Consider the following 18,788-nt stretch of genomic DNA (forward strand, 5'->3'; position numbering starts at 1 on the left):
TAACAGGAGAACCTGTGCGTTCACCCCAAATATGCAATTGTTCAATAGCTGCGGCGCGGAATGTATCACCAGCAGCGAGCGTGACTTTTAGTCCTCCTGCGGTAAGTTTTGCTGCAATTTTTCCAATAGTTGTCGTTTTTCCAGTACCATTTACACCGACCAGCAAAATAACATGAGGTTTATGATTAAGATCAAGCTCTAATGGTATTGCTACAGGCTCCAAGACTTTTTTGATTTCGTCTGCCATAATGGTGTGAATGTCGTCTGGGGAGAGATCTTTTTCATAACGACTGGAGGCTAAAGTATTTGTGATGTGTGTTGCCGTTTCTACACCAAGGTCAGCTTGAATAAGAATATCTTCGAGTTCTTGCAATGTCTCTTCATCAAGTTTTCTTTTAACAAAGAGATCGCTAATTGATCCGCTTAGGCGTTGTGAAGAAAGGGCTAAACCCTTTTTAAGGCGTCCAAACCACGCTGTTTTTTTTTGTTCAACAAAGGATTCCGGTAAAGTTTCTTCACTCTTTTTTTCACGAATGGTGTTTGTGACAATAATTTTGCCATAAGGAGAAACGTTACCAGAAAGAGGAGTTTTATCAGAATGGAGTTCTAAAGATGAGGGAGGGACATCGCATTCTGTTGGTGTTGATTCTTGATTTTTTTCTTTTTCTACCTCCATAGAGGCTTGGCTGTTTTTTATCTCTTCATTTTCTTCTATTATATCGCTTTTATCAGGAGTGGAAATTTGTTCACTTTCCTGCTCTTTGGATTTGGAATAAGAAAATATTTTTTTTATAAAAGATTTCGTCATAAGAGTTTTCCTGCTCAAGCAGCGTTTAATTTTGGAAGGACAGCAATTAATTTATCGCCATCATGGTCAATGATAAGAGCTTGAACAATTGTTCCTGCTTTTGCACCTTTAATTTGTGTCAGAGTATAATCTTCTGTTCGTCCAATTTCATCTTTTTCAACGAGGATTGTTTGCTGGCTATTTTGTAGACGAGAAAGATGTTTTTGATAAGCCTCTTCACCTGCTTTACGCAAGCTTTCAGCACGCATCTTAATTATTTTACGATTGACTTGTGGCATTCGTGCGGCAGGTGTTCCTTCTCTTGGACTAAAGGGGAAAACGTGAAGATGGGTTAAATTACAATCTTTGATTAAAGCAAGACTGTTTTGAAACATCTCTTCTGTTTCGGTGGGAAAACCTGCAATTAAATCTGCACCATAAACCATTGTAGGACGTTTGGAACGCAGTTCTTGGCAAAATTGAATAGCATGTTCACGCAAATGACGACGTTTCATCCGTTTTAAAACCATATTATCGCCTGCTTGCAAGGATAAATGCAAATGGGGCATGATCCTTTTTTCATAGGCTAAAAGATTGATAAGTTCTTCGTCTGCTTCAATGGAGTCAATTGATGAGAGGCGTAATCGAGGCAAATCAGGAACATGATGCAAAATGGCAGAAGTTAATTTCCCTAAAGTCGCTTTTCCAGGAAGATCGTGACCATAGCTTGTCAGATCAACACCTGTAAGAACCACTTCTTGAATACCATTATCTATAAGCTGTTTAATCTGTTCAATGACAGCTCCCATGGGGACTGAACGTGATGGTCCACGTCCATAAGGGATAATGCAAAATGTACAGCGATGATCGCATCCATTTTGTACCTGTACAAAAGCACGGGTGCGTTCTTGCATTGCACTGACCATATGGGGAGCAATTTTTTGCACTTCCATGATGTCATTGATACGCACCTTTTCGGAATGGTTGATGCCAAAATCAGGAAGTTGACGATAAGAATGCGCGTGGAGCTTGTCTTCATTGCCTAAAACAAGATCCACTTCTGTCATGGAGGCAAAATTTTGTCCTTCTGTTTGAGCTGCACATCCTGTGACAATAATGCGGGCATGAGGATTTTCCCGTCTTGCTTTGCGGATAGCTTGTTTTGCTTGTCGCACAGCTTCAGCTGTGACAGCACAGGTATTAAAAATAATAGCACCATCTTTGAGCTGCTCTAGACCTGAAGAAGCACTTTCTTTGCGGATAATTTCCGATTCGTAGCTATTGAGTCGACAACCAAAAGTTACAATTTCTATCGCCATCAAGAGTGATCCTTTTTGTAACACCCTGTTAAAGGGTTTAAAAAACCACTAAATTGATATTTTATGGGTCCTGTCATAATAATGTGATTATCTTCTCGGTAAAAAATATTAAGTGTTCCCCTTGGTAAGTTTACATCAATATGGCGTTGTGCCAGACCACGTCGATAAGCGGCCACTGCACTGGCACACGCAGCACTCCCACATGCTTGTGTTAATCCTGCTCCACGCTCCCATGTACGTAAATTTAGACTTTTCTTTGACGTTATGCAAGCAATGGAAATATTGCACCGTTCTGGAAAAAGGGAATCATGTTCAAGTATTGGTCCGTATTTTTCTAAGGGAATATGTTGAAGATCACTTTCAACAAAAAAGATAGCGTGGAGATTGCCAATAGAGACAAGACAAGCATCTTTTAGGGGACCAGCTGTAATTTCTACGTGGTTGGTATCAACTATTTCACGTGAAACAGGCATCTCTTTTGCATTGAAATTTGGGCATCCCATATCAACCGAAATGAGATTATCTGTTTGGTATTTTCCTTCGATTACTCCAGCGGGGGTTTCTAAACGAAAAGCTTCCCCCAAATTATGATCTTTAAGCCATGCAATGACGCAGCGGGTACCATTGCCACAAGCTTTAGCTTTTGAACCATCAGCATTCCATATTTCGATGCGGAAGTCGGCTTCGTTTTCAGTTGGTGTGTGGATAGCCATGATTTGATCAAAATGCATTTCAGGATCTGCTGATAAAGCAAGAATTGCTTGTGGTGTAAGAGCCTGTGTGCTTTCGCGCATATCAGCAACAATAATTTGATTTCCAAGACCATCCATTTTGCTAAATGGCGTTTTCATGAAACTTCTCTATTCTAAAGATTACTTATCAAAGGATATATGACTAAAAATCTTATAAATTTCTAGTGTTTAATAAATATAAACTTGGGTACATAAATTATTTCATCTAAAATAAGGAATTTTAATCCTGTTTTTTTTAATTTGTTAATTTATCTTTGTAATTATAAAAATATTCACTTAATTTTTTGTGAGTTTATTTATTGTCATGGGAGAGAGTACAGATATGTCGTTTTCAAAAATTTCGTTTTTCGTTGCAATATCAACTGTAATGCTTTTAGGGGGATGTTCAACAACGCGGTTTGACAGTAATGATAATAGTAACGCATTAGAAGTTTTTTATCCATCTCAACCAATGACAACCTTGGAAGTATCGGATTTATCGTCTGCTTCTTCGTCAGTATCTGAAGCTGCAAACGCTTCAATGTATGAGAAAGGGGATTCTCAGAGTGATGGACGAATGGCTAGTCTCGAATTACCAAGCAATGCTACTGATTTATTTCCTGCAAGTATTGCTGGAGTATGGAATCTTTCTATGGGGGGGAAAGTTTGTCGGATTGCAACGCCACAAACAAAGTTTGGACAAGGGTACAGAGCTGGTCCTTTACACTGCTCAGGAATTGTTTCCCAGGTGAGGTCGTGGGCTGTTAAAGGAAAAAGATTATATTTTTATAATAGTTCTGGGCGTGTTATCATTGCTCTTTATTCTTCAAATGTTGATCATTTTGAGGGACGTACACTTGATGATCATCCCGTTGTTTTAAGCCGTTAGATCATTTTTGACCGTTTATAAAGAAATAAGCTATATGAGCAGATTCGTGAAAAGAATTTGTATTCTTTATTGAAAACGGTTGGAAAAAGGTTGTGTGGATGATTCTCGTTTCAACGCGCTATAAGGAGCTGGTTTCTAAAGGAAAAGTTCGTTTTGATCCAGCTCAATTGGCTGTAACAGAGCACTTTGATCATTTATTAAAGAAAATTTCGGAACAAAATACTTCTCGTTCTTGGTCTTGGATATTTTTTTCTTTTTTAAAAAGAATATTTAAAGGGAAAAGACAAAATTTTGCTCGTGTTACAAAACAAGAGGATGAAAGTAGTTCTTTTCAGGGATTATATATTTATGGTGAAGTAGGACGAGGCAAAACCATGCTGATGGATTTGTTCTTTTCTTGTTTGCCTAAGAGTAATAAAAAACGCGCTCATTTTAATGATTTTATGGCTGATGTGCATGAACGTATTAATTTTTATCGTCAAGCATCTGGGCGTGCAAAATCTAAACAAGATAATCCTATTTTAGCTGTTGCTGAAGATCTTTCACGAGAAGCAAAGGTGCTTTGTTTTGATGAATTTAGTGTAACAGATATTGCTGATGCTATGGTGTTGGGGCGGCTTATTTCTGCTTTGTTTGATAAAGAAATTTTCTTTATTGCGACTTCAAATGTTGCTCCTGATAATCTTTATTATAACGGTTTAAATCGTGAACTCTTTTTGCCTTTTATTGAAGTTTTGAAAGCATATGTTCGTGTTGTTAATCTTGATGTAAAAACAGATTATCGTCTTGAAAAATCAAATCTACAGTCTGTGTATGTAACGCCATTAGGGAAAAAAGCAGATGAATGTATGGATCAAGCATGGGCACTTGCGTTGCAAGGACATAAAGAAAAATCTGAGGAGCTTTCTATAAGAGGGCGCCTTATTCCTATTCCACGTTTTGCTGCAGGTTGTGCACGCTTTGATTATCGAGACTTGTGTGCAAAGCCTTTGGCCGCAGCTGAGTATTTGGTGTTAGGGGAGCGTTATCATACGATTTTTATCGATAATGTACCGGTTATGGATGACACATGTCGCAATGAAACAAAACGGTTTATTTTGCTTATTGATATTCTTTATGAACGTCACATACGATTATTTATGTCGGCAGCAGAAAAGGTGGAGGATTTGTATAAGGGGCATGCTCAGACTGCGGAAACATTTGAATTTCAAAGAACACAGTCACGTCTTTTTGAAATGCAAAGCTACGATTATTTGAAGCTTTGGAAAGAACATTTTCTTTTGAAGAAGAAGCTTTGATTATACTTTTACCTTTACGTAAACTGTAAAAACAATAACTCTTTGAAATTAAAGAAATGTAATAATTCTGTTGTATTTTTTTAAAATTCACTTTATCGATACATCATGATAATTTTCTAATAGTTGTTTCTGCGGAGGGTTGTTGTTTCTGTAAGAAGAGAAATTTGTGAAATTCATTTCTTTACTGCTTTTTATGATATTGTTTAAATGTGGTTTAAGTTAAAAATTTTCAGTATATGAGCGCTGATGAGTGTGCGCTGCATTATTTAAAAGTTAGGAAAAAATAAAATGGCACGAAAAAAGATAGCTCTCATTGGTTCAGGTATGATCGGGGGTACTTTAGCACATATTATTGGGTTTAAAGAGCTTGGTGATGTGGTCTTATTTGATATTGCAGAAGGTATGCCACAAGGTAAAGCTCTTGATATTGCTGAATCTTCTCCCGTTGATGGCTTTGATATCAATTTAAAAGGTGCAAATGCTTATGAAGCAATTGAAGGATCTGATGTTATTATTGTAACAGCAGGGGTTGCACGCAAACCTGGTATGAGCCGTGACGACCTTTTAGGCATTAATTTAAAAATCATGGAACAAGTTGGTGCTGGGATTAAAAAATATGCACCTTCAGCTTTTGTTATTTGTATTACTAATCCCCTTGACGCAATGGTGTGGGCATTACAGAAATTTTCAGGTCTTCCCATCCATAAAGTGGTTGGTATGGCTGGTATTCTGGATTCAGCGCGTTTTCGTTATTTTTTATCTGAAGAATTTAAAGTCTCTGTTAAAGATGTAACAGCGTTTGTTTTAGGAGGACACGGTGATTCAATGGTGCCTTTGGTGCGCTATTCAACGGTTGGTGGTATTTCTTTGCCTGATCTTGTTAAAATGGGTTGGACAACACAGGAAAGAATTGATCAAATTATTCAACGGACCCGTGATGGTGGTGCAGAAGTTATTAGTTTGTTAAAAACAGGCTCTGCTTATTATGCTCCAGCTGCTTCTGCTGTTTCCATGGCTGAAGCCTATTTAAAGGACACTAAGCGTGTTGTGCCCGTTGCAGCCTATCTTTCAGGAGAATATGGCGTTAATGATACCTATGTTGGTGTTCCCGTTGTACTTGGTGCAGGTGGTGTTGAAAGGGTCATTGAAATTGAGCTTGATAAAGCGGAAAGAGAGGCTTTTGATTATTCCGTAAATGCGGTTAAAAAGCTTTGTGAAGCTTGTATTGCTCTTGTGCCTAGTCTCAAGTAAATAAAACAAGTTTTTGTTAATTAAAATAAAGTATTGAGAATATTAGAACTTTAGGATTAATAATAATCTATAAAAGAAAAGGACAAATGCATGAATATCCATGAGTATCAGGCCAAACGTCTGCTTCATGAATATGGAGCTCCCATTGCAAATGGTGTTGCTATTTATTCTGTAGAGCAAGCTGAAAAATGGGCAAAAAAATTGCCCGGACCTCTCTATGTGGTTAAAAGTCAGATACACGCTGGTGGTCGTGGTAAGGGTAAGTTTAAAGAACTTGGTTCTGATGCAAAGGGTGGTGTTCGGCTTGCACATTCTGTTGAAGAAGTTGTTGCAAATGTTCAAGAGATGTTGGGAAAAACTTTGGTAACCAAACAAACTGGTCCAGAAGGTAAACAGGTCAATCGTCTTTATATTGAAGATGGTGCCGATATTGAACGAGAGCTTTATCTTTCACTTTTGGTTGATCGGAGTGTTGGTCGGATTGCTTTTGTTGTTTCAACAGAAGGTGGAATGGATATTGAAACGGTTGCTGAAGAGACACCAGAAAAAATTTTTACTCTGCCCATTGATGCTACGCAAGGTGTTACTTCAGCTGATTGTGGAAGACTTTGTGATGCATTAGAATTGCAAGGATGTGCAAGAGAAGATGGGGAAAAGCTTTTTCCAATTCTTTATAAGGCGTTTTGTGAAAAAGATATGAGTCTTTTAGAAATTAATCCGCTTATTGTGATGAAAGATGGTCATTTGCGCGTTCTGGATGCAAAAGTTTCTTTTGATAATAATGCGTTGTTTCGTCATCCAGATATTTTAGAATTGCGCGATCTTTCAGAAGAAGATCCAAAAGAAATAGAAGCTTCAAAGCATGATCTTGCTTATGTTGCTCTTGAGGGTACAATTGGTTGTATGGTCAATGGTGCAGGTCTTGCGATGGCAACCATGGATATCATTAAGCTTTATGGAGCTGAACCGGCAAACTTTTTGGATGTTGGTGGTGGCGCATCAAAAGAAAAGGTGACAGCCGCTTTTAAGATTATTACAGCGGATCCAAATGTTAAAGGCATTTTGGTTAACATTTTTGGTGGTATTATGCGTTGTGATGTTATTGCTGAAGGTGTGGTTGCTGCTGTACGTGAAGTTGGTTTAAAGGTTCCCTTAGTTGTTCGTCTTGAAGGTACGAATGTTGAGCAGGGTAAAGCAATTATCAAGGACAGCGGTTTGAATGTTATTCCCGCTGATGATTTAGATGATGCTGCTCAAAAAATTGTTGCAGCCGTGAAGGGAGCTTAAGTTATGTCGATTCTTGTGAATAAAGAGACGAAAGTTCTGGTTCAAGGGCTTACAGGAAAAACAGGAACATTTCATACAGAACAGGCGCTTGCTTATCATGGCACGCAAATGGTTGGTGGTGTTAATCCTAAAAAGGGAGGAGAAACATGGGAGGGGTCAAAAGGTGAAACTCTTCCTATCTTTGCTAGTGTTGCAGAAGCAAAAGAAAAGACAGGTGCTGATGCTTCCGTTATTTATGTTCCTCCTGCAGGGGCTGCGGCAGCTATTATAGAAGCGATTGAAGCTGAAGTTCGTTTAATTATCTGTATTACGGAAGGTATTCCTGTTATGGATATGGTCAAGGTAAAGGCGCGATTAGAAAATTCAAAATCTCGTCTTATTGGTCCTAATTGCCCTGGTATTCTTACGCCAAACGAATGTAAAATTGGTATTATGCCTGGTTCTATTTTTAGAAAAGGTTCTGTTGGTGTTGTTTCAAGGTCAGGAACTTTAACTTATGAAGCTGTTTTTCAAACGAGTCAGGAAGGTCTTGGACAAACAACCGCTATAGGAATTGGGGGTGATCCTGTTAAGGGAACTGAATTTATTGATGTGTTGGAAATGTTTTTAGCAGATGATGAAACCCAGTCTATCGTTATGATTGGTGAAATTGGGGGATCTGCTGAAGAAGAAGCAGCACAGTTTTTGCAAGATGAAGCAAGAAAAGGTCGTAAAAAGCCAGTTGTTGGCTTTATTGCTGGTCGTACAGCTCCTCCAGGACGTACAATGGGCCATGCTGGTGCTGTTATTTCTGGTGGTAAAGGTGGAGCAGAAGATAAAATTGCAGCAATGGAATCAGCAGGGATTCGTGTGTCTCCTTCGCCATCACAGATAGGTAAGACTTTGATGTCAGTTTTGAAAAGCTAAAAGAAAATTTCACCTGAATTAGGAATATTTTCTTAAATTCAGGTGAAAATGCTTGAGTATAAATAGGTAAAACTTTTTTGAATGTTCGATCCCTCATCTGCTTTGTAAGCATTTAAAGGTCGAAAAGAGATATAAGGAGACGGAATAGATGTTCCGGAGAGGTATATGGCAAGGCAGGACGAGATAAATAGTCTTTTTGCACAAACGTCATTTCTTTATGGTGGGAATGCGGATTATATAGATCAACTTTATGCTCAGTATGAAAAAGATCCTACCAGTGTTGATTCACAGTGGCGTGCTTTTTTTGAAGGTCTCCATGATAACAAAGAAGATGTTCTCAAAAATGCTGAAGGAGCAACGTGGCAGCGTGATCATTGGCCATTAAAGCCAGATGGTGAGTTGGTTTCTGCTCTTGATGGTGATTGGTCTTCTCTTGAAAAATATCTTGGTGATAAATTAAAAGAAAAAGCAGCAACAGGGGGTGCTCAAAAGGGAAAAACTTCCAGTGAACAAGATATTATTCGTGCCACGCGTGATTCTGTTCATGCCATTATGATGATTCGGGCGTTTCGAGCACGGGGGCATCTTCGGGCAAAGCTTGATCCTCTTCAATTGGCAGAAAAGCTAGAAGATTATAAAGAGCTTTCTCCGGAAGCTTATGGTTTTACTCCTGCTGATTATGAACGTCCCATTTTTATTGATAATGTTTTAGGATTGGAATATGCAACTATTCCGCAAATGCTTGAAATTCTCAATCGTACCTATTGTTCAACAATCGGTGTGGAATATATGCATGTGTCTGATCCAGTACAGAAAGCATGGCTTCAAGAGCGTATTGAAGGGCGAGATAAAAAAATTTCTTTCACCCAGCAAGACAAGAAAGCTATTCTGAATAAACTGATTGAAGCAGAAGGATTCGAACAGTTTTTAGACACGAAATATAAAGGAACAAAACGTTTTGGACTTGATGGTGGTGAAGCGCTGATTCCTGCTCTTGAACAGATTATTAAATGCGGTAGTGCTTTAGGGGTGCAGGAAGTTATCTTAGGAATGGCCCATCGTGGTCGTTTAAATGTTCTTTCACAAGTTCTCGCTAAGCCGCATAGAGCTATCTTTCATGAATTCAAAGGAGGATCTTATAAGCCTGATGATGTAGAGGGATCAGGTGATGTTAAATATCATTTAGGAACGACAGCTGATTTGGACTTTGATGGTAATAAAGTGCATTTATCACTTTTAGCTAACCCCTCTCATCTTGAGATTGTTGATCCGGTTGTTATGGGAAAAGCACGTGCTAAACAAGATCAACTTGTCGGGCCCACACACACTGATTCTCTTCCATTGAGTGAGCGCTCAAAAGTGTTACCACTGCTTATTCATGGTGATGCTGCTTTTGCAGGGCAAGGCGTTATCCAAGAAACTTTCGGTCTTTCAGGTCTTAAAGGCTATCGTGTTGCAGGTTCACTTCATGTTATTATCAATAATCAGATTGGTTTTACAACAGCGCCACGTTTTTCACGTTCTTCGCCCTATCCATCTGATGTTGCAAAAATGATTGATGCTCCCATTTTCCATGTAAATGGTGATGATCCTGAAGCGGTTGTTTTTGTTGCAAAAATAGCAATGGAGTTTCGTCAAATTTTCCATAAACCGGTGGTCATTGATATGTTTTGTTATCGCCGTTATGGACATAATGAAGGTGATGAACCTTCTTTTACGCAGCCACTTATGTATAAGGCAATTCGTAATCATAAAACAACTCTTCAGCTTTATAGTGATCAATTAATCGCAGAAGGATTGGTTTCTTCAGAAGAGATTGAGCAACAAAAAAAGTTATGGCGCGATAAACTTGAAGGTGAGCTTGAAGCAAGTGCTTCTTATAAACCTAATAAGGCTGATTGGCTTGATGGAAGCTGGACGGGACTCAAAGCTTTTAGTAATGCTGATGAGCAACATTCTAGAACAACGGGTGTTGAATTAAAAACTTTAAAGGAAATTGGTCAGAAACTTATCGAAGTTCCAGAAAATTTTCATGTTCATAAAACGATACAGCGTTTTTTAAGCAATCGTGCTAAAATTTTTGAAACCGGTGAGGGCGTTGACTGGGCTACCGCTGAAGCTCTCGCTTTCGGCTCACTTTGTTTAGAAGGAGCACCGGTTCGTCTTTCGGGTGAAGATGTTGAACGGGGAACTTTTTCACAACGTCATTCAGTTCTTTATGACCAAGAAAATGAAGCGCGTTATATTCCTTTGAATCATTTACAAAAGGGGCAAGCACTTTATGAAGTTGTTAATTCTATGCTTTCTGAAGAAGCTGTTCTTGGTTTTGAATATGGATATTCTCTTGCTGAACCACGAGGATTAACACTTTGGGAAGCACAATTTGGTGACTTCTCTAATGGTGCACAGGTCATTTTTGATCAATTTATTTCATCAGCAGAGCGTAAATGGCTCCGTATGTCTGGTCTTGTGTGTTTATTGCCTCATGGTTTTGAAGGACAAGGACCGGAGCATTCTTCTGCACGTTTGGAGCGGTTTCTTCAGCTTTGTGCGGAAGATAATATGCAGGTTGCTAATTGTACAACCCCTGCAAATTATTTTCATATTTTGCGTCGACAAATTAAACGTGATTTTCGTAAGCCATTGATTTTAATGACACCTAAATCACTTTTGCGTCATAAGAGAGCTGTTTCTCTTCTCAATGAAATGGGACCAGAAACGAGTTTCTCTCGTGTATTGCTTGATGATGCAGAATGTCTTAAAGATTCTGTCGTGAAGTTGCAGAAAGATAATAAAATTCGCCGTGTCGTTCTTTGTACAGGAAAGGTTTATTACGATCTTTATGAAGAACGTGAAAAAAAGGGTATTGATGATGTTTATCTTCTTCGTGTCGAACAGTTGTATCCTTTCCCTGCAAAAGTTTTGGTGAATGTGTTATCGCGCTTTTTGCAGGCAGAAGTTTTTTGGTGCCAAGAAGAGCCAAAAAACATGGGGGCTTGGTCATTTATTGAGCCTTATTTGGAATGGGTTTTGACGCATATTAATGCGCAATATTCACGTGCTCGTTATGCAGGACGTCCGGCGAGTGCATCACCGGCCTCTGGGTTAATGGTGAAACACCTTGAACAACTGGCTGCGTTTCTTAAAGACGCGTTAGGTTCTTAATTTGTTACTACTCTGATGTATGGAAAAATATTATGACTACTGAAATCCGTGTTCCTACTTTGGGCGAATCGGTTACCGAAGCAACGGTTGGCAAATGGTTTAAAAAACTGGGTGAAGCTGTCGCTATGGATGAGCCTTTGGTTGAATTAGAAACTGATAAGGTAACTGTTGAAGTTCCTTCTCCTGTTGCTGGAAAATTATCTGAAATCATCGCAAAAGAAGGCGATACGGTTGAAGTGAAAGCTCTTTTAGGAACGGTAGAAGCTGGCCAAGCTGGTGTTTCCCAATCATTTTCGCCTGCTGCTACACCTGTTCCAGCGGCTTCCTCTGAATCGGAGAAGCTTGTTTCAAGTAGTACTATGCCTCCTTCACCCTCAGCAGCAAAGTTGATGGCTGAAAATAATGTAGAAAAAAGTGATATTTCAGGTTCTGGAAAACGTGGACAAATTCTTAAAGAAGATGTCATTGGTGGATTAGAACAAAGAACAAAAACGCCTACTCCTTCCTCCTCTGCAACAAGTTCTTCAATGGTTTCTGTTCCAGAAACACGTGAAGAGCGGGTTCGTATGACGAAATTGCGTCAAACAATTGCTCGTCGTCTTAAAGATGCGCAAAATGTAGCAGCAATGTTAACCACATTTAATGAGGTTGATATGTCGGCGGTAATGGATTTGCGCAAGCGTTATAAGGATCTTTTTGAAAAGAAACATGGCGTTAAACTTGGTTTTATGGGATTTTTTACCAAAGCTGTTTGTCATGCATTAAAAGAACTTCCTGCTGTTAATGCCGAAATTGATGGGACAGATATCGTTTACAAAAACTATGTCAATGTTGGAATTGCTGTTGGAACGGATAAAGGTCTTGTCGTTCCAGTGGTGCGTGATGCAGATCAAATGTCATTGGCAGAAATTGAAAAGGAGATTGGCCGTTTGGGACGTCTTGCGCGTGATGGGAAATTAGCCGTTTCTGATATGCAAGGCGGAACTTTTACCATTACCAATGGTGGTGTGTATGGATCGTTGATGTCAACACCGATTTTGAATGCACCACAATCTGGTATTTTGGGAATGCATGCGATTAAAGAGCGAGCAATGGTTATCGAGGGCCAAGTTGTGATCCGCCCCATGATGTATTTAGCGCTTTCTTATGATCACCGTATTGTGGATGGGCAAGAAGCTGTAACTTTCCTTGTGCGTGTTAAGGAAAGCTTAGAAGATCCGGAACGCCTTGTTCTTGACTTGTAAAATACAGTTTTCAGGATGAAAGGAGAAACGGATGTCTTATGATGTAGCTGTGATCGGAGCGGGTCCAGGTGGTTATGTAGCAGCAATAAAGGCGGCACAACTAGGGCTTAAAGTAGCAATTATTGAAAAGCGTACAACATTAGGGGGGACATGTCTCAATGTTGGTTGTATACCTTCTAAAGCATTGTTGCATGCTTCAGAAGTGTTTGCTGAAACCCAACATGGTTTTGAAACGCTTGGAATTTCTATTGGCAAATCTAAGCTTAATCTTGAACAGATGATGGTTCATAAGAAAGCTGTAGTGACAGCCAATACAAGTGGTGTGTCTTTTTTGATGAAAAAAAATAAAGTTGATACTTTTTTTGGAACAGCTAAAATTTTGAGTGCGGGTCATGTGGAAGTTGTTGCTAGAGATGGTCATAAACAAACAATTGAAACAAAAAATATTATTATTGCTACAGGTTCAGAGAGTTCAGGCATTCCAGGAGTGAATGTTGAAATTGATGAAAAGACTATTGTTTCTTCTACGGGAGCCCTTTCTCTTGAAAAAGTACCATCACGTATGATTGTTGTGGGTGCTGGCGTTATTGGTTCAGAACTTGGTTCAGTTTGGAGCCGTTTAGGGGCTAAAGTGACTATTATTGAGTATCTGAATAAGGTTTTGGGCTCAATGGATGGTGAAGTTTCACGTCAATTTCAAAAGTTAATGGAAAAGCAGGGGATTGAATATAAAACGGGTGCAAAGGTAACAGCCATTACACAATCTGGCTCAACGGCTCAGGTGAGCTTTGAATCTGTTAAAGGTGGTGAATCTGAGACCTTAGAGGCTGATGTTGTGCTTATTGCGACTGGACGTTCTCCGTATACGGAGGGGCTTGGCTTGAGTGAAGCTGGTGTTCGGTTAGATGAACGTGGCTTTATTGCAATTGATGCTCATTGGCAGACACATGTTCCGGGAATTTATGCAATTGGTGATGTCATAAAAGGACCAATGTTAGCGCATAAAGCAGAGGAAGAAGGCGTTGCGGTGGCAGAAATTTTGGCAGGTCAAAAAGGGCATGTTAACTTTGATGTTATTCCTAGTGTCGTTTATACACAGCCGGAAATTGCGAGTGTAGGAAAGACAGAAGAAGAACTCAAAGCAGCCGGTATTGAATATAATGTTGGCAAATTTCCTTTTATGGCCAATGGTCGTGCGCGTGCGATGCAAAAGAGTGATGGGTTTGTTAAAATCCTTGCTGATAAGAAAACAGATCGGGTTTTGGGGGGGCATATTCTTGGGTTTGGTGCCGGTGAAATGATTCACGAAATTGCAGTTTTAATGGAATTTGGTGGTTCATCAGAGGATCTAGGACGCTGTTGTCATGCTCATCCTACCTTATCAGAAGCAGTTCGTGAAGCAGCTTTGGCAACATTTGCTAAACCGCTTCATATTTAAAAAGCTTTTAAAACGTACATTTTAAAAGGTCAAAGAGGACAGTAAATATTTGTGAAGCATGCAACAAATTTTAAGAGAGAATAAAAACAATCGTACGAGGTGTTCTCCTTAGTTTGTTGTGTGCTTTTCAGTAATTGTTGTTTTAAATCTCTGTTGTGTCGTTTTGATTAATTACCCTATTGTGCACATTCGTTTAAAGCAGTTGTATTTAGTCTATATCAAATTTTACGTGTGTGGTGTTTTTATTCTGTTATAAAATTTTGGGATAGGGGACAGCCTGTTTGCGTGCTTTGTTTTAAGGAAGCATTTCTCAAAACTCTCAAATCTATTTCGCGATAGTGTGTTCGTGAAGGGTGTAACTGTAAAACTCATTATGCGCTATCATCTTTATGCTTGGTAAAAGGTGTAAGTCGGCTCCATAAGTTATATTTATGGGCTTTCAATATTATATAATTTTCGGCTATTTGAGAGCGTTTATAAGAGGTATTTTTTCTTTTCTTGCCCTTTTATTCATATGAATTCCTCCCGTTTTTTACATGTAGAAAAAATGGTTTTGATTAATTCAATATAAATAGATTTGTCATGAGAAAATCCTACGAGTATGGAGCTATCATTCAATGTGCACAATAATAAATTATACTTACAATTTATATTAAGAGAAAAGTTTGCTTATAGAGTTCACGCAGTGGAAAGCCAAGCGAAAGGTATTCGATAAGAAGCTGGATATTTATGAACCGTTTTTTATAGAAACGATATTTTATTGTTATAAATTAATGGGTTATATATGGTGTGAGACACATAAAGTGAGAAGCCAAGAGGAGTTTTTTTAAAGAAAGCAGTTTTTTTTAATGATTTATGTGGGTTAAGGATTTTTGCTTTTTAAGATCAAGAGGGTGCCAAATATTTTGAAAAATACCACCTTTTAAGGTGGTATTTTTATATCTTTTGTTGAGGCACTTCCTTTTTAAGGCTAATAGCAGACCATATAAGATGATTAAATCAGTTTTTGCCTCTCTGTTCTTTTTAATCGTTGCTTGCTCTGTCTTAAAAAGATGATCTAGATCTTCTTTAAGGTTTTTAAAAAATCCTAATATTGCCAAAATGCCCCATAGCTAAAAAACATAATTTCATAAGAATATGAAGTTGTTTTCATGAGGCAGTTTTGTAATAACTTAAAAAAACTAGGCTTATGTTTTCTGTAGGGATAAATTTAAAATTGTAATTTTTTGTCCTCTTGTTGTTCTCTTATAAAGGTGGGAAGCCCCATATGATCAAGATATTTGAGGAAAGGATGGGGAGGTAATTCTTCTACATTGACCATCGTTTTAACATCCCATTCGCCTGTGGCAATGAGAAGAGCTGCTGCTGCTGCTGGTACACCAGCTGTATAGGAAATTCCTTGTGCACCGGTTTCATGAAAAGCTTGTTTGTGATCGGCTACGTTGTAAATAAAAATTTCTTTTGGTTTTCCATCTTTTTCGCCTTTGATAAGATCTCCAATACAGGTTTTTCCTGTGTATTCTGGGGCGAGAGAAGAAGGATCGGGTAAGACAGCTTTTACAACTTTTAAAGGAATGACTTCTTGCCCTTCTGCTGTTGTAACGGGCTGTTCGGATAAGAGACCAAGATTTTTCAAAACGGTAAAAACAGTGATGTAACGATCACTAAATCCCATCCAGAAGCGGATATTTTGAACATCAAGATTTTTGGAAAGTGAATGAATTTCATCATGTCCTGTCATATAGGCTTTTTGTTTTCCAACAACAGGAAGATCCCATTCATGACTGACTTCAAACATTTTATTGGAAGTCCATTTTTTGTTTTGCCATGACCATACTTGTCCTGTAAATTCACGAAAGTTAATTTCTGGATCAAAATTCGTGGCAAACCAACGTCCATGACTTCCAGCATTAATGTCAATGATATCAATATCAGTGATCTTATCAAAATAACATTTATGTGCTAACGCTGCATAAGAATTTACAACACCTGGATCAAAGCCCGCACCTAAAATAGCAGTGATACCAGCTTTTTCACATTCTTGACGCCGAGGCCATTCATAATTGCCATACCAAGGTGGTGTTTCGCAAATTTTAAGAGGATCTTCATGAATGGCAGTATCGATATAGGCGCATTTGGCTTCAATACAGGCTGAAAGAACAGACATGTTAAGAAAGGCAGAACCAACATTGATGACAATTTCACATTTGGTCTTTTGGATAAGTTTTACAGTTTCTTCTATATCCATTGCATCAAGTTTGTGACTCTGAAGAACACCTTGTCTTTTCATAGTGTTTTTTTCTTTAATGGAAGCAATGATGGCTTCACACTTTTTGAGTGTTCGTGAAGCAATATGAATTTCACCAAAAATATCGTTGTTTTGAGCACATTTGTGGGCAACAACTTGTGCAACACCTCCAGCACCAATAATGAGAACATTTTTTTTCATTGTAGGTTCATCTCCTTTTCAATACTGTTTGTTGTATAATCGTTTTTACGGTTATTCTTTCATGAAAGGCTTGTCCGATAATCATTATAGCTGAATTGGCGTTGCAGCGTTAATGTACCATCGCATTCTTTCAGAACAATAGCAGGCATTGTCACACCATTAAACCAGTTTTTTTTGACCATTGTATAACCTGCTGCATCCTGAAAAGACAGTCTGTCACCTATTTTCAGAGGTTTTGGAAATTGAAATGTTCCAAAAATATCACCGGCAAGGCAAGATTTGCCGCAGACCATAATTTCGTACGGACCTTGATTTGGTTCTAATTTCGCATTTTCACGATAAATGAGAAGATCAAGCATATGTGCTTCGATTGAGCTATCAACGATGGCAAGATTTTTTTCATTATACAATGTATCAAGAACGCTAACTTCTAAGGTAGTGCTTTTGGTGATAGCAGCTTCCCCTGGTTCTAGAAAAAGAGTGACACCATAGGTTTCTGAAAAGTTTTTTAAGCGTTCTGCAAGAGCTTCTAGCGGATAATTTTCAGCTGTAAAGTGAATTCCACCACCAAGGCTTATCCAATCTACGGCAGAAAAAAGTTCTGAAAACTTCTCTTCCATAACCCCGAGCATTTGATTAAAAAGATTAAAATCAGCATTTTCGCAATTGTTATGGATCATTAAGCCGTTGATGAGAGGTAGAACTTCTTTAATAGCACTTTGGTTCGTTTCTCCTAAGCGACTAAAAGGACGGGAGGGATTAGCAAGATCAAAATTGGATGCACTGATACCTGGATTTAATCTTAGACCTCGTTGAATGGTTTTTGTTGCATCAGAAAAGCGTTGAAGTTGCTGAATTGAGTTAAAGATAATTTTATCTGCATAACCACAGGCTTCATCAATTTCGTGATCAGCCCAAGCAACAGAATAGGCATGGGTTTCTTTGCCAAATTTTTCTCTTCCTAAACGCAGTTCATAAAGAGATGATGAGGTGGTTCCATCCATAAACTCAGACATTAAATCAAAAACACTCCATGTGGCAAAACATTTCAAAGCAAGCAAAACTTTTGCTCCTGACATTTCTCGTAAACGAGAAATTGTTTGCATATTTTTGATGAGTTTCGATTTGTCTATAAGATAGTAGGGGGTTTTTATCATCATTCATTCATTCTTTTTTAAAGGATCTTATTCTTGAGATCAGCGTTTAGTACAAAGAGTAACAGAATGTCTCAAGAAAAAAGAATCTTAAGAAAAGAATCTGTTTCTGTCTAGCAAGAGAAAGACTTTCTGTAACCGCTGTCATTTATTAGTTTGAGTTTTGCGTTATGCGTATGAAAAAAAAATTATATTATGCTTTAGCTTTTTTATTTATAAGCAGTCTTTTCCTTATAACAACTGCTCTTGTTCATTTGGGACAAAATAAAGGTGATGCTAAAGCCAAACTGGTCTCTCAGACCTTTGCCCAAGAGAGTTCGGAACCTTTGATTTTTACAGGGCGTAGAGAACTTAATGGTTTTAAGGGTTATCATCATTATCGGCGTGGTTATGTTAAGTATAAAGATAACTGGTGGTATCCTGAAGCAGCTTTTGTGACATCACCGCACTTAAGCACAAAGGACGCGTCATTAAAAGTTGTATCAGGTGCGAAAAGAATCTTCTTAACGTCTTCTTCTGAAAGTCCAGAAAAAAAAGAGCCATGGATGCTTAAACAGCATATCGAATCTTGTCGTTCTCGTTATCGCTCTTATAATAAAAATGATAATAGCTTTCAGCCTTTTCATGGTCCTCGTAAACAGTGCTTATCGCACTTTTTTACAGGATAGAAATGATTAAATAAAATTTTAATTGCTTCTTGTCGTTCTCGTTATTGCTCTTACAATAAAATGAGAACTGGATTTGTGTGAAGCTTTTCTATGCAAGCATTGTTTTTTGAAAAATTTAAATGCTTTTAAGTTTTATTACATCTTATTATCATTAAGTGTGACATAGGGGGGTAAAAATATAAATTTTTATTTTGTCGATGAC

General features: G+C 38.3%; 15 protein-coding genes. 9 read left to right on the forward strand and 6 right to left on the reverse strand.

The genetic code is table 11. The annotated features are described in order from the left end of the window. From FS875_RS01820 to dapF, 3 genes are all read right to left on the reverse strand, one after another. Positions 1-808 (reverse strand): signal recognition particle receptor subunit alpha (locus tag FS875_RS01820; RefSeq protein ID WP_207999948.1); only part of this gene is annotated, 808 nt, incomplete at its 3' end. Between the two features lie 14 nt (positions 809-822). Next, complete coding sequence (gene mtaB / locus FS875_RS01825; RefSeq protein ID WP_144752238.1) at positions 823-2,106, reverse strand: tRNA (N(6)-L-threonylcarbamoyladenosine(37)-C(2))-methylthiotransferase MtaB; 1,284 nt, start codon at positions 2,104-2,106, stop codon at positions 823-825. After that, positions 2,106-2,957: a diaminopimelate epimerase gene (gene dapF, locus FS875_RS01830; protein WP_144752241.1), complete on the reverse strand. Its 852-nt coding sequence runs from the start codon at positions 2,955-2,957 to the stop codon at positions 2,106-2,108. The genes mtaB and dapF overlap by 1 nt, the downstream gene beginning before the upstream one ends. Positions 2,958-3,180: 223 nt before the next feature. Here dapF and FS875_RS01835 point away from each other — a divergent pair, with 223 nt between their 5' ends. The 8 genes from FS875_RS01835 (at position 3,181) to lpdA (ending at position 14,315) form a co-directional block, all read left to right on the forward strand. Then, a complete protein-coding gene (locus tag FS875_RS01835) occupies positions 3,181-3,726 on the forward strand; it encodes an AprI/Inh family metalloprotease inhibitor (RefSeq protein WP_144752244.1) in 546 nt (181 codons plus the stop codon). 98 nt (positions 3,727-3,824) lie between these two features. Further along, positions 3,825-5,024 (forward strand): cell division protein ZapE, encoded by a 1,200-nt coding sequence (gene zapE, locus FS875_RS01840; protein WP_144752247.1) that lies wholly within the window; start codon positions 3,825-3,827, stop codon positions 5,022-5,024. Positions 5,025-5,312: 288 nt separating this feature from the next. Continuing rightward, complete coding sequence (mdh, locus tag FS875_RS01845; protein WP_144752250.1) at positions 5,313-6,275, forward strand: malate dehydrogenase; 963 nt, start codon at positions 5,313-5,315, stop codon at positions 6,273-6,275. A gap of 90 nt (positions 6,276-6,365) precedes the next feature. Then, positions 6,366-7,562, forward strand: coding sequence for an ADP-forming succinate--CoA ligase subunit beta (sucC, locus tag FS875_RS01850; protein ID WP_144752253.1), 1,197 nt, complete (start codon positions 6,366-6,368; stop codon positions 7,560-7,562). A 3-nt stretch (positions 7,563-7,565) separates the two neighbouring features. After that, entirely contained in the window at positions 7,566-8,468 is a 903-nt protein-coding gene (gene sucD / locus FS875_RS01855) for a succinate--CoA ligase subunit alpha (protein WP_144752256.1), read from the forward strand. 165 nt (positions 8,469-8,633) lie between these two features. Beyond that, positions 8,634-11,633: a 2-oxoglutarate dehydrogenase E1 component gene (locus FS875_RS01860; RefSeq protein ID WP_144752259.1), complete on the forward strand. Its 3,000-nt coding sequence runs from the start codon at positions 8,634-8,636 to the stop codon at positions 11,631-11,633. Between the two features lie 32 nt (positions 11,634-11,665). Then, positions 11,666-12,877 (forward strand): 2-oxoglutarate dehydrogenase complex dihydrolipoyllysine-residue succinyltransferase, encoded by a 1,212-nt coding sequence (odhB, locus tag FS875_RS01865; RefSeq protein ID WP_144752263.1) that lies wholly within the window; start codon positions 11,666-11,668, stop codon positions 12,875-12,877. Between the two features lie 31 nt (positions 12,878-12,908). Next, a complete protein-coding gene (lpdA, locus tag FS875_RS01870; RefSeq protein ID WP_144752266.1) occupies positions 12,909-14,315 on the forward strand; it encodes a dihydrolipoyl dehydrogenase in 1,407 nt (468 codons plus the stop codon). Between the two features lie 845 nt (positions 14,316-15,160). On the opposite strand, the gene FS875_RS01875 is transcribed toward lpdA, so the two are convergent. The 3 genes from FS875_RS01875 to FS875_RS01885 all read right to left on the reverse strand — a co-directional run bounded on the left by FS875_RS01875 (position 15,161) and on the right by FS875_RS01885 (position 17,921). Next, positions 15,161-15,415 (reverse strand): hypothetical protein, encoded by a 255-nt coding sequence (locus FS875_RS01875; RefSeq protein ID WP_144752269.1) that lies wholly within the window; start codon positions 15,413-15,415, stop codon positions 15,161-15,163. Between the two features lie 110 nt (positions 15,416-15,525). After that, on the reverse strand, positions 15,526-16,764 hold the full coding sequence (locus FS875_RS01880; RefSeq protein WP_144752272.1) for a saccharopine dehydrogenase family protein: 1,239 nt from the start codon (positions 16,762-16,764) through the stop codon (positions 15,526-15,528). Positions 16,765-16,823: 59 nt separating this feature from the next. Continuing rightward, positions 16,824-17,921 (reverse strand): carboxynorspermidine decarboxylase, encoded by a 1,098-nt coding sequence (locus FS875_RS01885; protein ID WP_144752553.1) that lies wholly within the window; start codon positions 17,919-17,921, stop codon positions 16,824-16,826. 167 nt (positions 17,922-18,088) lie between these two features. Between FS875_RS01885 and FS875_RS01890 the strand changes: the two genes are divergently transcribed. Then, positions 18,089-18,586, forward strand: coding sequence for a BA14K family protein (locus FS875_RS01890; protein WP_144752274.1), 498 nt, complete (start codon positions 18,089-18,091; stop codon positions 18,584-18,586). Positions 18,587-18,788: the final 202 nt, after the last annotated feature.

This window comes from Bartonella saheliensis (assembly GCF_902162175.1).

What these genes read in the sequence shown, in the direction of transcription:
- mtaB (WP_144752238.1), bottom strand. Translation starts at nt 2,106, where the DNA reads ATGGCGATAGAAATTGTAACTTTTGGTTGTCGACTCAATAGCTACGAA.
- dapF (WP_144752241.1), bottom strand. Translation starts at nt 2,957, where the DNA reads ATGAAAACGCCATTTAGCAAAATGGATGGTCTTGGAAATCAAATTATT.
- FS875_RS01835 (WP_144752244.1), top strand. Translation starts at nt 3,181, where the DNA reads ATGTCGTTTTCAAAAATTTCGTTTTTCGTTGCAATATCAACTGTAATG.
- zapE (WP_144752247.1), top strand. Translation starts at nt 3,825, where the DNA reads ATGATTCTCGTTTCAACGCGCTATAAGGAGCTGGTTTCTAAAGGAAAA.
- mdh (WP_144752250.1), top strand. Translation starts at nt 5,313, where the DNA reads ATGGCACGAAAAAAGATAGCTCTCATTGGTTCAGGTATGATCGGGGGT.
- sucC (WP_144752253.1), top strand. Translation starts at nt 6,366, where the DNA reads ATGAATATCCATGAGTATCAGGCCAAACGTCTGCTTCATGAATATGGA.
- sucD (WP_144752256.1), top strand. Translation starts at nt 7,566, where the DNA reads ATGTCGATTCTTGTGAATAAAGAGACGAAAGTTCTGGTTCAAGGGCTT.
- FS875_RS01860 (WP_144752259.1), top strand. Translation starts at nt 8,634, where the DNA reads ATGGCAAGGCAGGACGAGATAAATAGTCTTTTTGCACAAACGTCATTT.
- odhB (WP_144752263.1), top strand. Translation starts at nt 11,666, where the DNA reads ATGACTACTGAAATCCGTGTTCCTACTTTGGGCGAATCGGTTACCGAA.
- lpdA (WP_144752266.1), top strand. Translation starts at nt 12,909, where the DNA reads ATGTCTTATGATGTAGCTGTGATCGGAGCGGGTCCAGGTGGTTATGTA.
- FS875_RS01880 (WP_144752272.1), bottom strand. Translation starts at nt 16,764, where the DNA reads ATGAAAAAAAATGTTCTCATTATTGGTGCTGGAGGTGTTGCACAAGTT.
- FS875_RS01885 (WP_144752553.1), bottom strand. Translation starts at nt 17,921, where the DNA reads ATGATAAAAACCCCCTACTATCTTATAGACAAATCGAAACTCATCAAA.
- FS875_RS01890 (WP_144752274.1), top strand. Translation starts at nt 18,089, where the DNA reads ATGCGTATGAAAAAAAAATTATATTATGCTTTAGCTTTTTTATTTATA.